This is a genomic window from Kineobactrum salinum (assembly GCF_010669285.1).
Classification (GTDB): domain Bacteria; phylum Pseudomonadota; class Gammaproteobacteria; order Pseudomonadales; family Halieaceae; genus Kineobactrum; species Kineobactrum salinum.
This window is the reverse complement of sequence record NZ_CP048711.1, coordinates 1837840-1855210: the sequence shown is the minus strand read 5'-3', so window position 1 is coordinate 1855210 and position 17371 is coordinate 1837840. Positions and strand designations below refer to the sequence as shown.

General features: G+C 62.1%; 15 protein-coding genes. 7 read left to right on the top strand and 8 right to left on the bottom strand.

Annotated elements, in window-relative coordinates; translation table 11 throughout:
• Positions 1-153 precede the first annotated feature (153 nt).
• Positions 154-1512 (top strand): nucleotide 5'-monophosphate nucleosidase PpnN, encoded by a 1359-nt coding sequence (ppnN, locus tag G3T16_RS07930; RefSeq protein WP_163494576.1) that lies wholly within the window; start codon positions 154-156, stop codon positions 1510-1512.
• An 87-nt stretch (positions 1513-1599) separates the two neighbouring features.
• Positions 1600-3060, top strand: a complete 1461-nt coding sequence (locus tag G3T16_RS07925) for an amidase (protein WP_163494575.1) — start codon at positions 1600-1602, stop codon at positions 3058-3060.
• Here G3T16_RS07925 and G3T16_RS21830 read toward each other — a convergent pair.
• The 5 genes from G3T16_RS21830 to G3T16_RS07900 form a co-directional block, all read right to left on the bottom strand.
• On the bottom strand, positions 3057-5255 hold the full coding sequence (locus tag G3T16_RS21830; protein ID WP_232059359.1) for a ligand-binding sensor domain-containing diguanylate cyclase: 2199 nt from the start codon (positions 5253-5255) through the stop codon (positions 3057-3059). The genes G3T16_RS07925 and G3T16_RS21830 overlap by 4 nt on opposite strands.
• Positions 5144-6022: a ligand-binding sensor domain-containing protein gene (locus G3T16_RS07915; protein ID WP_163494573.1), complete on the bottom strand. Its 879-nt coding sequence runs from the start codon at positions 6020-6022 to the stop codon at positions 5144-5146. The genes G3T16_RS21830 and G3T16_RS07915 overlap by 112 nt, the downstream gene beginning before the upstream one ends.
• Before the next feature lie 296 nt (positions 6023-6318).
• Entirely contained in the window at positions 6319-6672 is a 354-nt protein-coding gene (locus tag G3T16_RS07910; RefSeq protein ID WP_163494572.1) for a hypothetical protein, read from the bottom strand.
• Positions 6673-6698: 26 nt separating this feature from the next.
• Positions 6699-7874, bottom strand: a complete 1176-nt coding sequence (locus G3T16_RS07905) for a Na/Pi cotransporter family protein (protein WP_163494571.1) — start codon at positions 7872-7874, stop codon at positions 6699-6701.
• A gap of 122 nt (positions 7875-7996) precedes the next feature.
• Positions 7997-8464: a Dps family protein gene (locus G3T16_RS07900; protein ID WP_163494570.1), complete on the bottom strand. Its 468-nt coding sequence runs from the start codon at positions 8462-8464 to the stop codon at positions 7997-7999.
• A 261-nt stretch (positions 8465-8725) separates the two neighbouring features.
• On the opposite strand from G3T16_RS07900, the gene G3T16_RS07895 reads away from it, so the two are divergent.
• From G3T16_RS07895 to G3T16_RS07880, 4 genes are all read left to right on the top strand, one after another.
• Positions 8726-10195, top strand: coding sequence for a diguanylate cyclase domain-containing protein (locus G3T16_RS07895; RefSeq protein WP_197911959.1), 1470 nt, complete (start codon positions 8726-8728; stop codon positions 10193-10195).
• 31 nt (positions 10196-10226) lie between these two features.
• The gene (locus G3T16_RS07890; protein ID WP_163494569.1) at positions 10227-10781 is read left to right on the top strand and encodes a DUF421 domain-containing protein; all 555 of its coding nucleotides are present in this window, start codon (positions 10227-10229) and stop codon (positions 10779-10781) included.
• Positions 10782-10851: 70 nt separating this feature from the next.
• The gene (locus tag G3T16_RS07885) at positions 10852-11112 is read left to right on the top strand and encodes a putative signal transducing protein (RefSeq protein ID WP_163494568.1); all 261 of its coding nucleotides are present in this window, start codon (positions 10852-10854) and stop codon (positions 11110-11112) included.
• Between the two features lie 45 nt (positions 11113-11157).
• Complete coding sequence (locus G3T16_RS07880; RefSeq protein WP_163494567.1) at positions 11158-11586, top strand: pyrimidine dimer DNA glycosylase/endonuclease V; 429 nt, start codon at positions 11158-11160, stop codon at positions 11584-11586.
• A 19-nt stretch (positions 11587-11605) separates the two neighbouring features.
• On the opposite strand, the gene G3T16_RS07875 is transcribed toward G3T16_RS07880, so the two are convergent.
• Entirely contained in the window at positions 11606-13078 is a 1473-nt protein-coding gene (locus tag G3T16_RS07875; protein WP_163494566.1) for an amidohydrolase family protein, read from the bottom strand.
• A gap of 280 nt (positions 13079-13358) precedes the next feature.
• Here G3T16_RS07875 and G3T16_RS07870 point away from each other — a divergent pair, with 280 nt between their 5' ends.
• Positions 13359-14867: a sensor domain-containing diguanylate cyclase gene (locus G3T16_RS07870; protein WP_163494565.1), complete on the top strand. Its 1509-nt coding sequence runs from the start codon at positions 13359-13361 to the stop codon at positions 14865-14867.
• Positions 14868-14885: 18 nt separating this feature from the next.
• Here G3T16_RS07870 and cfa read toward each other — a convergent pair whose 3' ends face one another.
• Both cfa and G3T16_RS07860 read right to left on the bottom strand, forming a co-directional pair.
• On the bottom strand, positions 14886-16046 hold the full coding sequence (gene cfa, locus G3T16_RS07865) for a cyclopropane fatty acyl phospholipid synthase (protein ID WP_163494564.1): 1161 nt from the start codon (positions 16044-16046) through the stop codon (positions 14886-14888).
• Positions 16047-16260: 214 nt separating this feature from the next.
• A complete protein-coding gene (locus G3T16_RS07860) occupies positions 16261-17136 on the bottom strand; it encodes a LysR substrate-binding domain-containing protein (protein ID WP_163494563.1) in 876 nt (291 codons plus the stop codon).
• Positions 17137-17371 lie beyond the last annotated feature (235 nt).

Below are 17371 nucleotides of genomic sequence, written 5' to 3'. Positions count from 1 at the left end.
TGTCGTGCTCTATTGGCGCCTCCGGCCCGCCTGGCTGGATGGCGCAACACAGTGCGGGGGCACTATAATGGCGTACGGTCTTGTCCAGACCGTCCCAAAAGATGGCGGCGGCCGGAGCCGTCGCCCCAACCGGACAGGAACTCCGCCCCGCCCATGGAAAAAATTGCCCACGCCGTCATCAATCCGCTCAGCTCCCTGAATCTGCTGTCGCAAGCCGAGATCACTGCTTTTACCACCGCCCGCGGCGAGCTGTACGACCTCTACCGCCGCTGTGCGCTGGCCATTCTCAACACGGACAGCAGCAAGGACGATGCAGCCCAGATTTACGCCGATTACTCAGACTTTGACGTACGCTTGATTCCCCAGCCCCGGGGGCTGCGTCTGGAACTGTTCAACGCTCCCGGCCAGGCTTTTGTCGATGGACGCATGATTCGCGGCATCCAGGAACATCTGTTCGCGGCGCTGCGCGACATCGTCTACACCGACATGAAAATGGCCTCGGGCGTGGCGATCGACAGCGCGGATGCCACCAACAAGGTCTTTCGGATCCTGCGCAATGCCACTATCGTCCGTCCCGACCTGCCCCCTCGGATGGTGGTCTGCTGGGGTGGCCATGCCATATCCCGCGAGGAATACGATTACGCCAAGCAGGTCGGCTATGCATTGGGCCTGCGCGGTATGGATATCGTCACCGGCTGCGGTATCGGTGCAATGAAAGGGCCGATGAAGGGCGCCGCTGTCGGCCATGCCAAGCAGCAGATCAAGCAGGGTCGCTATATCGGCATCAGCGAGCCCGGTATCATCGCCTCGGAATCACCCAATGCGATTGTCAATGAACTGGTAATCATGCCCGATATCGAGAAGCGGCTGGAGGCCTTTGTACGGCTTGCCCATGCGATCGTCGTGTTTCCCGGTGGCGTGGGTACCGTGGAAGAAGTCCTGTACCTGTTCAGCATTCTGCTGCACCCGGACAACGCTCACAGCCTGCCGGTAGTGTTTGCCGGGCCCGAGGACTGCGCCGACTACTTCGCCCAGCTGGAGGACTTCCTGGTCGCCTGCCTGGGGGAGGATGTGCGCCGGTTCTACCAGGTCATTCTGGGGGCACCCGAGGAGGTCGGGCGCGCTGTGCGCAAGGCGGTCAAGGACCAGCACGTGCGTCGCCGGCGGTCACAGCAGGCCTATTACTTCAATTGGGAGCTCGAGATTACCGCGGATCTGCAGGAGCCGTTCCTGCCTACCCATGCCAACATGGCCGCGCTCGACCTGCGCCCCGAGCTGCCGCGGCATGAGCTGGCGGGACAGTTGCGGCGCGCGTTTTCCGGCCTGGTGGCGGGCAATGTCAAGGCCTTCGGGATTGAGCAGGTGCGGCTGCACGGCCCCTATCAGTTACACGGCGAACCCCGGCTGCTGGCCAACATCGACCGGTTGCTGCGGCTGCTGGTGAAACAGCAGCGGATGAAGCTGGGCGAGGGCGCGCGGGACTACCGTCCCTGTTACCAGATTGCAGGCTGATTCACGGCGAATTTCGGTGTTATGCTGCACTAGTGGGCCCTGCGCAGGGCCCACTGGCGGCTCAGTCGGGACAGGTGGTCAACAACGATGCAGATACTCTATCGCAGTGCTTTTGCCATTGCCCGGGACATCAAGGCCGGTGTCCTGTCCTCGGTGGAGGTGCTGGACTTCTTCCTCGGCCGCGTCGCCCGTTTCAATGGTGAGATCAACGCTGTGGTCGCGCTGGATGAGGCCCGGGCCCGCGAGCGGGCGCTTGCCGCTGATGCCGCGGCGGCCCGTGGTGAAGACTGGGGCCCGCTGCACGGCGTGCCGCTGACCATCAAGGACGCCTTCTGCACCGAGGGGCTGGTGACCGTGGGTGGCAGTGCTGCGCATCGCGATCATATTCCCACCCGCAATGCCGCCGCGGTGCAGCGCTATCTGGATGCGGGTGCCATCGTCTTTGGCAAGACCAACGTGCCCTTCATGAGCGGTGACGTGCAGACATTCAATGAGGTCTACGGAGTCACCCGCAACCCGTGGAACCCCGCGCGCACCTGCGGCGGTTCCTCCGGCGGTGCCGCTGCCGCCCTGGCGGCCGGCCTGACTCCGCTGGAGCTGGGCAGCGACATCGGTGGCTCCATTCGTGTTCCCAGCCACTTCAATGGGATTTTTGGCCACAAGAGCAGCCAGGGTATTGTTTCCCTGGCAGGCCATTTGCCACCCGGAGAAGACGTGCTTGCCGAGCCGGACCTGTCGGTGGCCGGCCCGTTGGCCATCTGCGTCGATGATCTGGAGCAGGCCCTGAATCTGTTGCTGGGTCCATCGGCACAGGACGCTCCGGCCTGGCGGCTGACGCTGCCCCCGGCTGGCTTCACCGAGGCGTCCGGGTTGCGGGTGGCGGTATGGGCCGACGACCCGTTTTGCCCGGTGGACAGCGAAGTACTGCGCTGCGTCAACACTGTGGCCGGTACCCTGCAACATATCGGTGCCCACGTCGACCTGGAGGCAAGGCCCGATATCGACCCGGAAGCCAACCATCACAATTTCATGCAGCTGATGATGGCGGTGATAGCCGAGACCATTCCTGAAGAGTTGTGCGAGCTGTCCAGGGAGATGGTCGCGGGCGCGGACCCGGAGGATATGACCGAGCCGCTGCTGCAAATGCGCGGATTGGCCCTGCGCCACAGCGAGTGGTTGCGGCAGAACGAACTGCGGCTCCAGGCCCGGGCAGCCTGGACGGCATTCTTCGAGGACTTCGATGTACTGATCTGTCCCTGTGCCCCGATAGCTGCCTTCCCTCCCGATCACAGCCCGGTAATGCATGAGCGCAGCCTGTCGGTCAGCGCCGAACAACGACCCTATACCGACATGCTGCGCTGGCCGGGGCTCACCCTCAATGCCGGCCTGCCGGCGACCATGGTACCGGCAGGCTTGACGCTGGATGGCCTGCCGGTGGGGGTGCAGATAGTCTCGCGATATCTGGGGGATCGCAATACATTGGCAGCGGCCCGCCTGTTGGAGCGGCACCACCGCGCCTTTACCGCACCTCCTGGCTACGGGCTTTAATCCGGCGCACCATAGCCGCTGCTCCGGCCCTGCTCCCAGACGCTGACCCGGTCCCGGCCGCCACTCTTGGCGGCGTACAGCGCCCGGTCGGCACGCTGCATCAACAGATCCGGGGTGCCGGGTGCACTGCCTGGCCAGGCGGTGGCAACACCCACGCTGACGCTGACGAAATCCGATACAGGGCTGTCCGGATGAGGAATGCGCAGTGCGCCTATGCGGCTGTGAATACGCTGCGCACCGGCGAGTGCCGCGGCCGAGTCGGCGCCGGGCAGCAGGGCAATGAATTCCTCGCCACCGTAGCGCGCGATCAGGTCGCCCTCGCGCAATACCCCGGCCTGCAGTGATTCTGCCACCCGTCGCAGGCAGTCATCGCCGGCCTGGTGACCGGTACTGTCGTTGTATTGCTTGAAGAAATCCAGGTCGAGCATGATGACGCTCACTGGCACCTGTTTGGCGGCACACTGGCTCCAGGCCTTGTCCAGATTCTCGTCCAGAAAGCGCCGGTTGGCGACACCGGTCAGGCTGTCGATGCGGGAAATCTCTTCCACCCGGGACAGCGCGATCTGCAACTCCCGGGTGCGTCGGCCGACAAGCAATTCCAGCCGCCGTTCGCGCAGGCCGGCCCGGTGACGGATAAAGCGATAGATTGCCAGCAGTGCCAGGCCCACTACTGCGCAGGCCAGCAGCAGGAACCACCAGGTCTGGTACCAGTAGGGTTCGCGGTAGATCTCCAGGGATACCTGTTGTTCCAGCCGCGTCGGGTCGAAGGCGCTGTCCTTTAGATGGGCGGCAATATGCAGGGTTGTCTTCCCCGGTGTGAGGCCGGTGAAGTAGGCAGTGCGACGCCCGGCCACATCCTGCCAGTCGCGGTCAAAACCCTCCAGTTGATAGCGAAAACGGATCGCCTCGGGATTGCCCAGCCGTGGCACCGTATAGTCGACCTCCAGGGTATGTGCGTCCGCCGGCAGCTGCAGGGGCTGGGCCGGGGCGATGACCTCGCCGTTGACCCGTACCTGCTCTATCAGCGGTCGCGGGACCGGTGCCGCCGGTTCGAAGCCGGTGGGATCCACCGCTACCAGGCCGCGATTGGAACCAAACCAGAGGGTGCCATCCCGTGCCCGCCAGCCGGCAGGCTGGAAGCCGCCCAGGAACTGGGCCGAACGCAAGCCGTCGGTTTCATCGTACAACTGCGCGCGGACCTGGTCCGCTTCGCTCCGTGCCACTGCATTGAGCTCCGCCCGCGGCACACTGACCAGGCCGTCGGCGCCGCTCATCCACAGGGTGTCCTGGTCGTCCTCGAGAATGGCCAGCACCGACAACTGCGGCAGGCCGTGCTGGAGGCCGTACTGAAACAAGCGGTCGCCCTCCAGGCGCGCCAGCCCGGCCTCGCGGCTGCCTATCCACAGTACCCCGTCGGCATCTTCATAAGTGGTACTGACCAGACTGCTGCCGAGTCCGTCGCTGCTGTCCCACAGGGTGGATTCGCCGTTCTGCAGCCGTATCAGACCGCTGTTGCTGGCTATCCACAGGGCTCCCCGGCTGTCTTCCATGATCTGGCGGAGCAGGGTCTCCGGCAAGCCATGCTGCCGCTCAAAAACATCGGCCCCCGGATCAAGATAGCCCAGGCCGCCGTTTGCGGCCACCCAGAGACGTCCGTCGCGGCTGCGGGTCAAGCCCATGACATGGTTGTCGGGCAGCTTGTTCTCCACGCTGAAGTGGCTGATGCTGCCATCGCTGGCGATGCGGTTGAGACCACCGCCAAAGGTGCCGGCCCAGACGGTATTGTCCGGGTCCACCAGCAGCGCGGATACGTTGATATTGGACAGGCCCTGCTCGGTGCCGAGCTGACGAATGTCGCCGTCGCGCCCCAACCGGAACAGGCCGCTGCCTTCGGATCCGGCCCAGATGGCGTCATCCACCGGGCTTTGGGTCACCACGAAAACCGGGTCGGCCAGACCCTCGGGCTGGCCGAACTGGAGGAAGTCGCTATCCCGCAGACGGTAGGCGCCCTGCATGGTAGCGGCCCAGACATTGCCTTCGCGGTCCTCGGTCAGCTCAAACACGTGCCCGGGTTGCGTGGTGGTCAGCGGGATCTCCTCCAACTGCTGGTCCGGCGACAGGCGCCACAGGCCCTGGCCATAGGTGCCCAGCCACAGGTTGCCGTCCCGGTCGCGGACCGCCGAATGCCAGGGCAGTTGTGCCTGCAGCGGCCCCGCCAACAGGCGGGGCCCCCGGCTTCCAGCCGGTAGCTGCTGCCGGTGATGGTGGTGGCTATCAGTCCCAGCTCCGGGTCGTCGAACAGCAGATGCACCTGGGTGGAATCCAGGCCGCTGCCGTCAGAGTAATTGCGAAAAGTTTCACCGTCGAAATGACTGAGGCCGTTGGTCAGGGTGCCGACCCAGATGTCGCCATTGCTGTCCTCACCGACCCGAAAGGTGCTGTTGTCGGCCAGCCCGTCCTCGCTCGTCCAGTTGGTAATGGTGTCGTCCCGGAGTCGGGATATGCCCAGTGCCGTGGCGAACCAGACCGCGCCGTCGCTGCCGATATGTATATCGTGAACCACATTGTCGGCCAGGCCGTCCGCCTTGGTCAGCGGCTCAAACTCGCCGTCGATCAGCCGTAGCGCACCGCCGCCATAGGTGGCCAGCCACAGACTGCCATCGGCAGTGATCTCGATGTCGCGCACGTCATTCGACAGAAATTCGGGGTAGGCCTGCTTGTTGTAGAGGGTGAATCGGACCCCGTCGAAGCGCGCCAGCCCGTTCTTGGTACCCAGCCAGAGGTAGCCCTCGTGGTCCTGGCGTGCCACCCACACGGTATCGGAGGGCAGGCCGTGCTCGCGGCCATAGCGATCGTACAGGTACTGGCTGGGCAGGCGGTCCGGGGAGAGCGCAAGGACCCCTCCCGGCACCAGCAGCGCCAGGATCGATAGCAGGAGGATATATCGCGGCGCAAGTCGCACATTCAGTACCTGGGTTGTCAGTTCAGTGCCGCCCTTTGTGTCAAGCGGCGACCATACGCGACGCCCCAGGTGCCGACAACTGCAGGAATGTGAACCCGCGCAGCAAAACCGGGCAATAAAAAGTGGGGATCACGTTGGCGCGCCAGCGTGCAGACAATTCTATCCGGTGTCATGGGCAGCTGCTCGGCGCTGATGGGAGCCTGTTTTTCTGCCCATTACGAGAGTGGATGCTAACATCGCGAGGCTTTAAATGGCAGGAATCCGGTTGCGCCAGATGCTGCGGTACCGCATTTGGGTCATCTGTGTGTCAGCGCCGCAGCCGGCTCGGCGGTTTCCGTCTCCGGGTAGATGACTTCGGCGATGCGCAGCACATGTTTGGCGCTCTCTTCCAGCAGGCCAATGGCGTGCAGGCGGCGGGAGGCCTCGGGCGCACTGATCCGGCCTTCGCGGATATCGGCCAGCATTGCGGAGCGCTGCTCGCGCCGCAGCCGCTTCACATCGCGCAGGCAGGCGTTGCGGTCCGCCATGGCCAGCTGTTTCAACTCGCCACTGCGCATGATGTGCAGAAAGGCCTCCCGCAGCGCCGGGGACAGCACTGCCGGCAGGTTCCCGGCAGGCAGGCGGGCCAGCTCCTGCAGCAACTCCCGCAACTGTACGCATTCTTCCCGTGCCCAGTTCAGGTTGAGAAAGGTTTCCGACAGGCCATCGGCAAGCTGCTGGGCGCCGATCCGGTTGCTGTAGCCGGCGATCGCGTCCAGCAGGACCCCGGTGCGGATATCCTCCTCGGGGGCGGCTCCTGCTCCGGCGCTATCAGTCCGCGCCCGCGGCTCAGCAGTTGCTTGAAGACCCGCTTGATTTCCGACTGCATGGCGCTGACACCCATCGCCGGCAGCGCGAGCACCGTATCGTCCAGATAGCGCGGTTTCTCCGAGCTCAGTTCTGGCTGCTTGACCCAGTGTTCGACCCGCCGCAGCAGTTGGTCGGCCAGCAACCACATCAACAACAGGCCGAGCAGGTTGAACAGGGTGTGAAACAGGGCGAGGCCGGTGCTGATATTGGTGCGCCCCGCGGCGCCGGCCAGCGACTCGGATATCCACCACAGCGGCGCCAGCAGCAACAGCGCGATGGTGCCGGTGAAGATTTTCTCGGTGACATGTACCAGCGCCAACCGGCGGGCATTGGCAGTGGCGCCAATGCTGGCAAGCACACTGGTGGCGGTGGTGCCGATATTGGCACCGATGATCAGCGAGGCTCCCAGCAGCGGAGTCAGCACCCCGGTTACCGAAGCCGTCAGGATAATGGCCAGGGCTGCCGAGGAGGACTGGATCAGGGCGGTGAGGAGGGCACCGCAGAGCACGCCCAGCACAATGCCTGCCGCACCCGAGGTGCCCAGTTGCTCGATCGGGATCCAGTTCGCGACATCGATAAAAGCATCCCGCAGCATGCCCAGCCCCAGAAACAGCAGGCCGAAACCGGCCAGGGCCGTACCGATGTGGGTGCCGCGGCCGCGAAAAAACAGCCGCGACAGGATCCCGACCCCGATCAACGGCAGCGCGATCAACTCCACTTTGAGTTTGAGGCCCACCAGGGCCACGATCCAGGCCGTCATGGTGGTGCCCAGGTTGCTGCCGAATACCACCCACGCCGCCTGCTTCAGACGCAGCATGCCGGCATTGGTGAAACCCAGGGTAGCGACAATGACCGCACTGGAGGATTGCACCAGCGCGGTGATGGCGAACCCGGTCAGCGCGGCGCGCAGGCGGGTCTGGGTGGAGCGGTCCAGGAAGCTGTGCAGGGAATTGCCGGCAGCCGCCTTCAGGCCATCGGTCATCATGCCCATGCCCAGCAGCAACAGACCCAGTCCTCCCAGGGACAGGGTAATGGTGAGCCAGGTCAGGGGTTGGTTCCCCGCAGCCGGTCAGAGCGGCGCGAAGAGACCGGCACAGAGCGGTTCAATGCTGGGCCGGAGCGCTGTTATTGCAAGGCCCGCAACATCCAGGCTGTCTTTTCATGGACCCTCATGCGGTCCGAAATCAGCGAAGCGGAGGACTCGTCATTCGCCTCCTGGGCCAGGCTGAGTGCTTCACGACAGGTTTTCACCACCTGTTCGTGACCCCGGGTGAGGATCTTCACCATCTCGTTGGCGGCAGGCACATCCTCGACCTCCTTGATCGCGCTCAGCTTGGCAAAGGCCTTGTATGTGCCGGGAGCGACAACATCCAGGGTGCGGATCCGTTCGGCTATGTCATCAACGGCTTCGGCCAGCTCGGTATAGTGTTCCTCGAACATCAGGTGCAGCTCCCGGAACTGGGGTCCGGTAACGTTCCAGTGGAAGTTGTGGGTCTGCAGGTACAGGGTATAGGAATCCGCCAGCAGGCGCTTCAGGCCCTGTGCAATGTCGGTGCGGTCCTTCTTGTTGATGCCGATATCGATGTTTGTCATGGCTACTCCTATTCTGTGGATTCAGTTCCGTGGACTCAGTGTTGTGCCAGTGCGTCTGTCGCCAGGCCGCAGCGGCTCACGCTTGCTCCAGTATTTATTCTGCCTACAGGTTAGTGCAACTCCGGCAGTTTGGAAAATTATATAAATTGACTGGCAAGTTCAATTTTTCAGATTGACGAAGCTTCAATGCCCGGCTCCCGCAGATGGAGAAGCGTGTGCAGACCAGATGGTGCAATTTCGCCGCGGCAAATGCATATCTCGATGGAAGCGATGTCAGTATCGGTCCATACTCCGTGGACCGGCATTCCCTCCCGAACCGAGCGAGACCATACGAACTATCTCGCACAAGGCGGACGTCTCTCCAGATCCTTTCTGTTTTCATTTTGGGCCAGAGAAATGCAGATGAACGTACGGTTAGCTGATTTTATCCGGGCAGAAATTGAGCCGATTCTTCAGGATTGGGAAGAATTCGCCAAAACCATTCTTCATGCCAGGTATATGAACAGGGCCGGGTTGCGCGACCACGCCAGGGAGATGCTTCTGGAGATTGCCGACGATCTGGATTCATACCAGAGTAAATCCGAACAGGCCGCCAAATCCAAAGGCTGTGGGGTGGAGGATGGGAGTGAGTCCTGGGCTGAAGTGCACGGTGGCGACCGACAGACCAGCGGCTTCAGCGTCATGGAGACGACTTCCGAGTTTCGGGCCCTGCGTGCCAGCGTGGTGTCACACTGGATCAAAGCTCACGCAACGATTTCCGGCCAGCAGCTGGAGGACCTGACCAGGTTTCATGAAGCGATAGACCAGTCCGTCGCCGAATCGCTGGAGCAGTATGCGACCGTAAAAGAGAAGAAAACCCGGCTGTTCGGCGCCATGCTGGTGGCATCGCCTGATCCGATTTATGTGCTGGATCTCGAGGGCAGGTTTGCCTACGCAAACAAGGCGACGGCCGATCTCTTCGCTCTGGAGTCCGCAGCCATCATCGGAAAATCCACCTTTGACCTCGGGTTTCCATTCGCCTCTGATTTTCAGCGCAATCTGGAAACGGTGATTGCCGAGCAGGCCACCTACCGGGGCAAGTTCGTCCACAGGTTTGCCTCTGGCCAAGGGGAAAGGTTCGAGTATCTGCTTGCACCCGTGCTGGACGAGGATAAAAACACCGAAGCGGTTGTCTGCATGTCCCGGGATATTACCGAACAGGCGATCGCCGAAGAAAAAATATGGCACAACGCCCACCACGACCTTCTGACGGGGCTGCCCAATCGGCGTCTTTTTCTCGACCGCCTCGAACAGGAGGTCAAGCACGCCAAGCGCAGTGGGCTACCCCTTGCCGTGCTTTTCTTGGATCTCGACGACTTCAAGGACGTCAACGACTCGTACGGCCATGAGGCGGGGGACCGTTTGCTGTTTGAAGTGGCACAGCGCCTTGGCGACTGTGTCCGGGAGGACGATACGGTGGCCCGTCTGGGTGGTGATGAATTTACCGTGATTCTCATCGGCGCCAGGCAGCACCAGGATGTTGAGCTTGTGGCCCAGACTATCCTTGATGCGCTCACAATACCCTTCCACATCGCGCAACAGCCTGCCCGGGTTTCCGTCAGCATTGGGGTGGCGTTCTACCCCCGGGACGCATCCTCTCCGACCGCTCTGCTGGAAGCCGCGGATCAGGCCATGTATAAAGCCAAAAAATCCGGTCCTGACCGGCTGTGCTTTTACGATCCATCCGATTGAATAGACAGATACTCTGCGCAGGAGGAAAGAGATGGAAGGGATGGTTTTTGGCGGGTGGTCAAGTCTTGTCCGCACTTTGACTGTGGGCATAATGGCTTACGTGGTGCTGGTTGTATTCCTGCGTATCTCGGGGAAGCGGACGCTGTCAAAGCTGAACGCCTTCGATCTGGTCGTAACTGTGGCCCTGGGCTCAACGCTGGCTACCGTGTTGCTAAACAAAAGCGTGCCGCTCTCCGATGGGATCCTGGCATTTGCTCTGCTGATTGGACTCCAACTCATCGTCACCTGGTTGAGCGTCCGTGTGCGATGGTTGCGGCAGATTGTAACGGGAGAACCTCTATTGCTGCTGTATCGGGGCGAGTTTATTCCGGCCTCGCTGCGCCATGCACGCGTCACTGAGGACGAGGTGCGCTCTGCCGTTCGTGCATCGGCGATCCTGTCCCTGGAAGAGGTCGAAGCGGTTGTATTGGAGACGGATGGTTCATTGAGTGTTGTTCGCCGTGGCCCAGACGGGGGACGCTTGAGCCTTGAGGGTGTGCGAGGATACGGGCCAGCCAGTATTATCGGGCAGAGCAGGCTTCAATGAATGATTTTCCTGCCCCGACTGACCAGTGCAGCCAGAAGGACAAGCTGGCAGGAGCGGTGGTGGTGCGGGCATGAATATTATCTACAGAGCATCAGATATCCTCGAAGCACATATCGTGGCAGGCATGCTCAAGGCAGACGGTATTGACGCCTATGTCGGTGGGCATTATCTACAGGGAGCTGTGGGTGAGTTGTCGCCAATGGGTTATGCAAATGTCTTTGTTGACGATGAGGATACCGACGCTGCGCTATCCATAATCAAAGAATACGAACAAAATTCAAGTGAGCCCGTTCAAGATGAAGTTGTAGCCGGGTCGTGCAAGCCCGCATAAGGTGGTGGCGGACGACCAGGCAAGTGAACGTTGGGAGTCATAAACATGCGTCTGTGGTCGCTACATCCTAAATATCTCGATCCCCAGGGGCTGGTGGCGCTGTGGCGGGAGGCCCTGCTGGCGCAGGCAGTACTGTGTGGGCAGACGCGCGGTTATCGCAATCATCCGCAGCTGGAGCGCTTCAAGAACCATTCGGCACCCATTGCAGCCATTTCGCACTATCTGAAGGGCGTCCACGAGGAGTCCAGGGTGCGGGAGTATTCCTTTGACAAAAGCAAGATCCAACCGGCCCGGAAGGCGGTGTCGCTCCCGGTCACCACGGGCCAAATGGCATACGAATGGACCCACCTACTGGCAAAACTGAAGGCGCGCAGCCCGGCGCTGTACCGAAAGTGGCAGGGGCTGGACGTGCCGGATGCACACGGCATTTTTACCGTGTGTACTGGTGAGGTCGAGTCCTGGGAACGTCCTTGATTGCACGCAGCCGGCGCACTCAACTTTGCTGCCAGCGCATCAAATTAAAAAACTCGCGCCGTGTTCTGGGGCCGTAGGTCCGAAAATGCGGGTCAGGCTGTTGCCGGTATTCGGCCCTGAGTGTGGCGACCCGGTCGAGTCCGAAGCCCGGCAGCAGGTCGCTGACGTACTTGCCGTAAGGCTTGAGGGCATTGAGGCCGAACACCTTGGCGCGCAATTGGGGCGTCATTTGCGGGTAGCCGTACTGCTCCCGCAGTGGCTCGGCAATCTGGAAGCTGCGGAAGGCCTGAATCTGGTCCTGGGGTGAGCCGTACCAGATGGAATCGGTACCCCAGAGTACATTGTCCTCCCCCACCGCCAGGAACAGCTTGCCCAGGGTATGGGCAGCGCTGTCCGGGTCCCGCAGCAGATAGCGCCAGGTGCTGCCCAGTTCGGCGTAGACATTGCTGTTGGGGGCAATTCCGTTTTCCCGCAGCGATGTCACCAGCGAATCGACGCCATCGCTGCGCTCGGGATCGTAGGGGCCCTCAGCGCTGCCGGTGACAAAACCCGAGTGATACACCAGAAAGCTGATGTCGGGATAGCGGCGGGCGACCCGACCGATATCTGCACAGGTGGAATGCTCATAGGACTGTTGCCCGAAGGGCAGGCCTTTATGGACCGCGACAATCTTCACGCCCAGCTGGCGGGCCTTTTCCAGGAAGGGTATGCCGCTGTCCTCATCGTCCAGCCAGAAACCCCTGCCGTCCGGGCCCCACTGGGTATAGGTCTTCCAGGCGCAGACACCCCAGCGCTCCGCCAGCTGGTCCATTGCCTCCAGATCGCCGTCCTGGTTGGGGTTGACCCGGCCGTGCAGCAGCAAGCGGTGAGTGCCGTCCAGTCTTTCCACCAGGTCGGCAGTGGCCGCGGCTTCCTCGATGGTCAGCGGCTCGGCGTCGGCGCGGGAGGGCACGAAGGACAGCACCATCAGGTCGGTATCGGAGTCCATGAATACGTCCTGGACGAACTGTTCCGAGTTGAGGCAGTCGAGGTAGGCCCGCCCCGGCCCCTCACCGGCGGCGCAGGAGGCCTTGGGCATGGACTGCAGCGGTCGGGCATCGTCCGGCAACTGGCGGGTCCAGCGGCCGTCGGGGTTCACGAAGTGACCCTGCACATCGAAGATGAATTCCCGGCCATCCAGGCGGGCGCTGGCAAGCTGTGGGTCCAGGGCCGCCTCTGCCTCCAGCTCGAAATAGCCACCGCGGCGCCCCGTGGCCGCAAAGGCGCTGTTGAATGCCAGCAGGGTGGTCGCTGCGCCGCAGGCGCTCACCAGGAAATTCCGGCGACCGAGCCCGCGGCGGCGGGCGTTGCTGGTGGCGAGGGACTGCGCCAGGGCGTTGGCGCGGTGATGGATCCGCGCCAGTGGTACCGGCAGGAATTCGCCGTTGGAGGTGGTGTCCAGTTTGATGGGCAGGCGCTGTCCCAGGGGGTCGTGAAGTAATTTGCCGGGCATGTGCAGGGTTCCTTGTCTGGAGGCCGGATGGAAGTACTGGAGTGTCTGTGTGGGCACCATTCAGGATAGACCAGTTGGCAGGACTTGTTGAAGAACCCCGGCAGATGCCCGTGACTGCTCGCTGACTGGCCTGACAAGAAACGTATAAACGGGGTATGATGGGCCAAGTGCATTGAATGTTTTACATCGTCGCCCCATGGGGGGGAAGCGGCCGCTGGCTTGCGGAGCCGCGGGTTGCCGTAGGTAGCCATGGCGAACCACCGGCCCAGGTGAACACCGGATGCCCAAGAATCATCCCGATCTACACTTTCGCGAACTGCACCGGCTCTCGCTCGCCGACTATGCCGGTTACCCCGAACTGTACCGTGAGTACCTGGCTTCCGGGCTGCGCCTGACGGGCATGACCATTGGCCTTGTCGTCAGGATTCAGCGCGAAACCTGCACCATCCTCGCAGCCCAGCCGGATTCCGCTGCCGTCGCTGTGGGTGAGACTCAGCCTTTGGGCGAGACCTGGTGTGCCGCGGTGGTGGCGCAGCAGCGGCCGGTCGCGGTTGCGGATGCAGGGCGGGATGCGCTGCTGCCGGGTCACGCTGCCTGTTCACAGCACAGCCCGAAAGCCTATCTGGCAGCGCCGATCTGGGTTAACAATGAGATCTACGGCACCTTGAGCTTCTTTGCCTGTACGCCGCAGAAGGAAGGTTTTTCGCGCAATGACAGGGAGCTGATCGAGCTGATGGCCCGCGGCCTCAGCGTTTTCATTGAGCGGGACCAGCTGGAACAGCAACGGCTGGAATCATTGCACCGCATGCAGCAGAGTATCGATCTATTCGAGAGTGCCTTCCGCTTTGCCGCCATTGGCATGGCGCTGGTTTCCCCCGAGGGCAGGTGGCTGAGAGTCAACGACGCGGTCTGCCAGATTCTGGGTTATACCGCCGACGAACTGCTGGCCATCGACTTCCAGACAATCACCCATCCCGATGACCTGGAGGCTGACCTCGCCTACCTGCAAGAGATGCTGGCGGGGCACCGCGATGTGTACCGGATGGAAAAGCGCTATCATCACCGCAGTGGCCGGTTGGTCTGGGTGCTGTTGAGCGTATCGCTGGTCCGCGATCCGGCGGGAACGCCGCTGTATTTTTTATCCCAGCTGCAGGATGTGACCGAGCAGAAACGGGCAACCGAGGTGCTCCACAAACAGCAGCGGGAGCTAACCGCCAGCAATGCCCGTCTGCAGCGGCTGGCGACCGTGGACGAGCTGACCGAAGTCTACAATCGGCGCGCCTTCTTCGACAAATTCAATGCCGAGCTGGAGCGCAGCGCGCGGGCTGGATTATTTCTCTCCGTGTTGATCATAGACGTCGATCATTTCAAGCAGTACAACGACAGTTTCGGCCATCCTGAGGGCGACCAGGCCCTGAGACGTGTGGCGGCGGAGCTGGAGCGTTGCGGGCGGGTGAACGATGTCTGCGCCCGCTACGGCGGCGAGGAGTTTGCGGTAGTGTTGCCCGACACCGACGAAAAGGCCTGCCTCAGGGTGGCCGAGCGGATGCGTGCTGCAGTCGAGCAGATCAGCGACCTGCGACGGCCACTGACCGTCAGCATAGGCTGCGCGACCACTGTTTCGCGCCATGGTCAGCAGCGGGTGGTGACCACAGAGGCAATGCTCAGCAGGGCCGACAAGTCCCTCTATGAGGCCAAGGAAGGCGGACGGAACCGGGTGGTACAGTCCCCCTCGCTGGTGCAGGATCCCGTTGAAGCTAAATTGACGGATGCAGCTGCGCCAACCTGATGTTCCCTTGAGCGGGGCTCAGCCGGCGATCCGGTGGTAGCCTCCCTCAACTCCCTTGCTGGAAAACACCCATTGCCACAGCTGGAGATCGCGCGCCCGGAAGGCGCCGGCGCAGGACAGCAGGTAATAGCGCCACATGCGGTAGAAGCGCTGCCCCAGTTGCGCCCGGAAGCGTGGCCAGGCTGCCTCGAAGTTGGCGTGCCAGGCCATCAGCGTATGGTCGTAGTCGGCGCCAAAATTGTGCAGGTCCTCGGTCACGAACAGCCGGTCCGCCGCATCGCCGATCTGACCGCAGGAAGGCAGGTCGCCATTGGGGAAGATATACTTGTCGATCCACGGATCGGTGCTGCTGTGGCGCTGGTTCTTGCCAATGGTATGGAGCAGGAACAAGCCGTCCGCGGCCAGGCAGCGGTGGGCCATCTGCATGAACTCGCGGTGATTCTTGCGGCCCACATGTTCGAACATGCCGACACTGGCGATGCGGTCAAAGCGTTCGTCCACAGCGCGATAGTCCTGCAGCCGGAATTCCACCGGCAGGTGGCGGTAGCGCTCCCGGCCCCACTCCGCCTGCTCCCGGGAGACGGTAACGCCGACACAGCTGACGCCGTAGTGCTCGGCCGCAAAGCCCATCAGGCTGCCCCAGCCACAGCCGATATCCAGCAGCCGCATGCCGGGTTGCAGATCCAGTTTGCGGCAGATCAGGTCCAGCTTGGCTTCCTGTGCCTGGTCGAGAGTGTTTGCTTCGCGCCAGTAGCCGCAGGTATAGGTCATGCGGGAGTCGAGCATTGCCGTATAGAAATCATTGCCAAGGTCGTAATGGACCTCACCCACCTGCCAGGCCCGGCGGATCGTCTGCAGGTTCAGAAAACGCTGACGCAATCCCAGCAATACCAACCTCAGGGGTTGTACCTCGCGGTGCAGCCTGGATCGCAGCAGGCGGTAGAAGAACTCATCCAGCCGGGGCACGTCCCAGGCTTCATCCATGTAGGCCTCGCCGAGACCGAGGCTGGCATGGCTGCCAATGCGGTCAAAGACTTCGGGGGTATTGACCTGCAGATCCCAGGGCCGGTCGCCGCCGACCCGGATATCGGCCCGCTCCAGCAAATCCACCATATGACGATACAGGGGGGTCTCAGAACAGAGCAGGGTATCGCTGGATATCGATGAAGAGGAATGCATGACTGATCTACTCCCTGTCCGCTGGATCGTCAGTACCGGCCCTGCTCCTGTCGGGGCTTGTCGCCAGGGCGCCGTGAAAACGGTCTGTTACCCAATGTATTGCGGGTCTTGGGCCGGCAATGTTCGCCTGCCAACACAAGTGGCAATATTTAATGCAACTTTGGTAATTTTAGTACACAGGAACCACATTGCCACTCCAACAGAACCAGGGGCATCAACCGCCCGCAAGCTGCTCCGCCAGATGGCTGACAAACATCCGCACCTTGGCCGACAGGTGCCGGTTGTGCGGATACACCGCCCACACGCCGGTATCGGTGGGGTTGAAATCCTCCAGTACCGGTACCAGCAGTCCCCGATCCAACGCATCGCGCACATAGAAGTCGGGCAGTTGCACAATCCCGAGGCCGCCGATGGCCGCGTGGGCCAGGGCGCGCCCGTTATTGCTGCGCCAGTTGCCGCGCAGGCGCATGTCGAAGTGGCGTTGGCCGTCCTGGAAACGCCAGCTGTCCAGCGTGCCGATCAGGCAGTGGTGGTTGACCAGTGAGTTGACGCTTTCGGGCTGGCCGTAGCGGTCGATATAGGAAGCGCTGGCGCAGGTCACCAGTTTCCGGTTGCAGATACGACGGCCAATCAGCGACGAGTCCTCCAGAATGCCGGCGCGTATCGCGATGTCGAAGCCGTCGGATACCAGGTCGACCAGTTTGTTGTCGAAGTTGAGCTCTATGTGCAGACCAGGGTTGTCGCGCATGAAGGACACCGCGGCCGGGGTGATAAACTCCTCGCCGAAGGCGCCGGCCAGCGAGACCCTGAGCCGGCCGCGGGGTTTTTCCTGCAGGTCGATGACGGCCTGTTCGGCTTCTTCGAGGGTGTTGAGGATGTCCTGGCAGCGCAGGAAGAAGGCCTGCCCGGTCTCGGTCAGGCCTACCTTGCGGGTGGTCCGGGTCAGCAGCCGGGCATCCAGGTGCCGCTCCAGGCTCGCCACCTGCTTGCTGACATGGGAGTTCGACACGCCCAGGGCGCGGGCCGCGCGGGAGAAGCTCTGGTGGGTCGCCACCTGGACGAAGGCCTCGATACCTTCCCATTTATGCATGCCTGGGAATCCTCAGATGCGTGGCACTTGATTTAGGGTTATTGGACTTCGTAGCCCGGTCAACGTCCTGGGAGGGTGCTTCCGAGACACGCCGTGAATCCTTCCATGGAGGCTCGGATGCGACATCCATGTCGCATACGGTCTCGGAAGCACCCTCCCAGGACGCTGACCTGCCGCTGGAGTGACCGAAAAGTGCCATACAATCCCCAGAGGTTGGCACCCAGGGTAGAGACGT

Excerpts from the sequence above, each read along its gene's own strand:
- cfa (WP_163494564.1), bottom strand. The coding sequence starts at position 16,046 with ATGCATTCCTCTTCATCGATATCCAGCGATACCCTGCTCTGTTCTGAG.
- G3T16_RS07900 (WP_163494570.1), bottom strand. The coding sequence starts at position 8,464 with ATGACAAACATCGATATCGGCATCAACAAGAAGGACCGCACCGACATT.
- G3T16_RS07925 (WP_163494575.1), top strand. The coding sequence starts at position 1,600 with ATGCAGATACTCTATCGCAGTGCTTTTGCCATTGCCCGGGACATCAAG.
- G3T16_RS07880 (WP_163494567.1), top strand. The coding sequence starts at position 11,158 with ATGCGTCTGTGGTCGCTACATCCTAAATATCTCGATCCCCAGGGGCTG.
- ppnN (WP_163494576.1), top strand. The coding sequence starts at position 154 with ATGGAAAAAATTGCCCACGCCGTCATCAATCCGCTCAGCTCCCTGAAT.
- G3T16_RS07870 (WP_163494565.1), top strand. The coding sequence starts at position 13,359 with ATGCCCAAGAATCATCCCGATCTACACTTTCGCGAACTGCACCGGCTC.
- G3T16_RS07860 (WP_163494563.1), bottom strand. The coding sequence starts at position 17,136 with ATGCATAAATGGGAAGGTATCGAGGCCTTCGTCCAGGTGGCGACCCAC.
- G3T16_RS07890 (WP_163494569.1), top strand. The coding sequence starts at position 10,227 with ATGGAAGGGATGGTTTTTGGCGGGTGGTCAAGTCTTGTCCGCACTTTG.
- G3T16_RS07895 (WP_197911959.1), top strand. The coding sequence starts at position 8,726 with ATGGAAGCGATGTCAGTATCGGTCCATACTCCGTGGACCGGCATTCCC.
- G3T16_RS07885 (WP_163494568.1), top strand. The coding sequence starts at position 10,852 with ATGAATATTATCTACAGAGCATCAGATATCCTCGAAGCACATATCGTG.
- G3T16_RS07875 (WP_163494566.1), bottom strand. The coding sequence starts at position 13,078 with ATGCCCGGCAAATTACTTCACGACCCCCTGGGACAGCGCCTGCCCATC.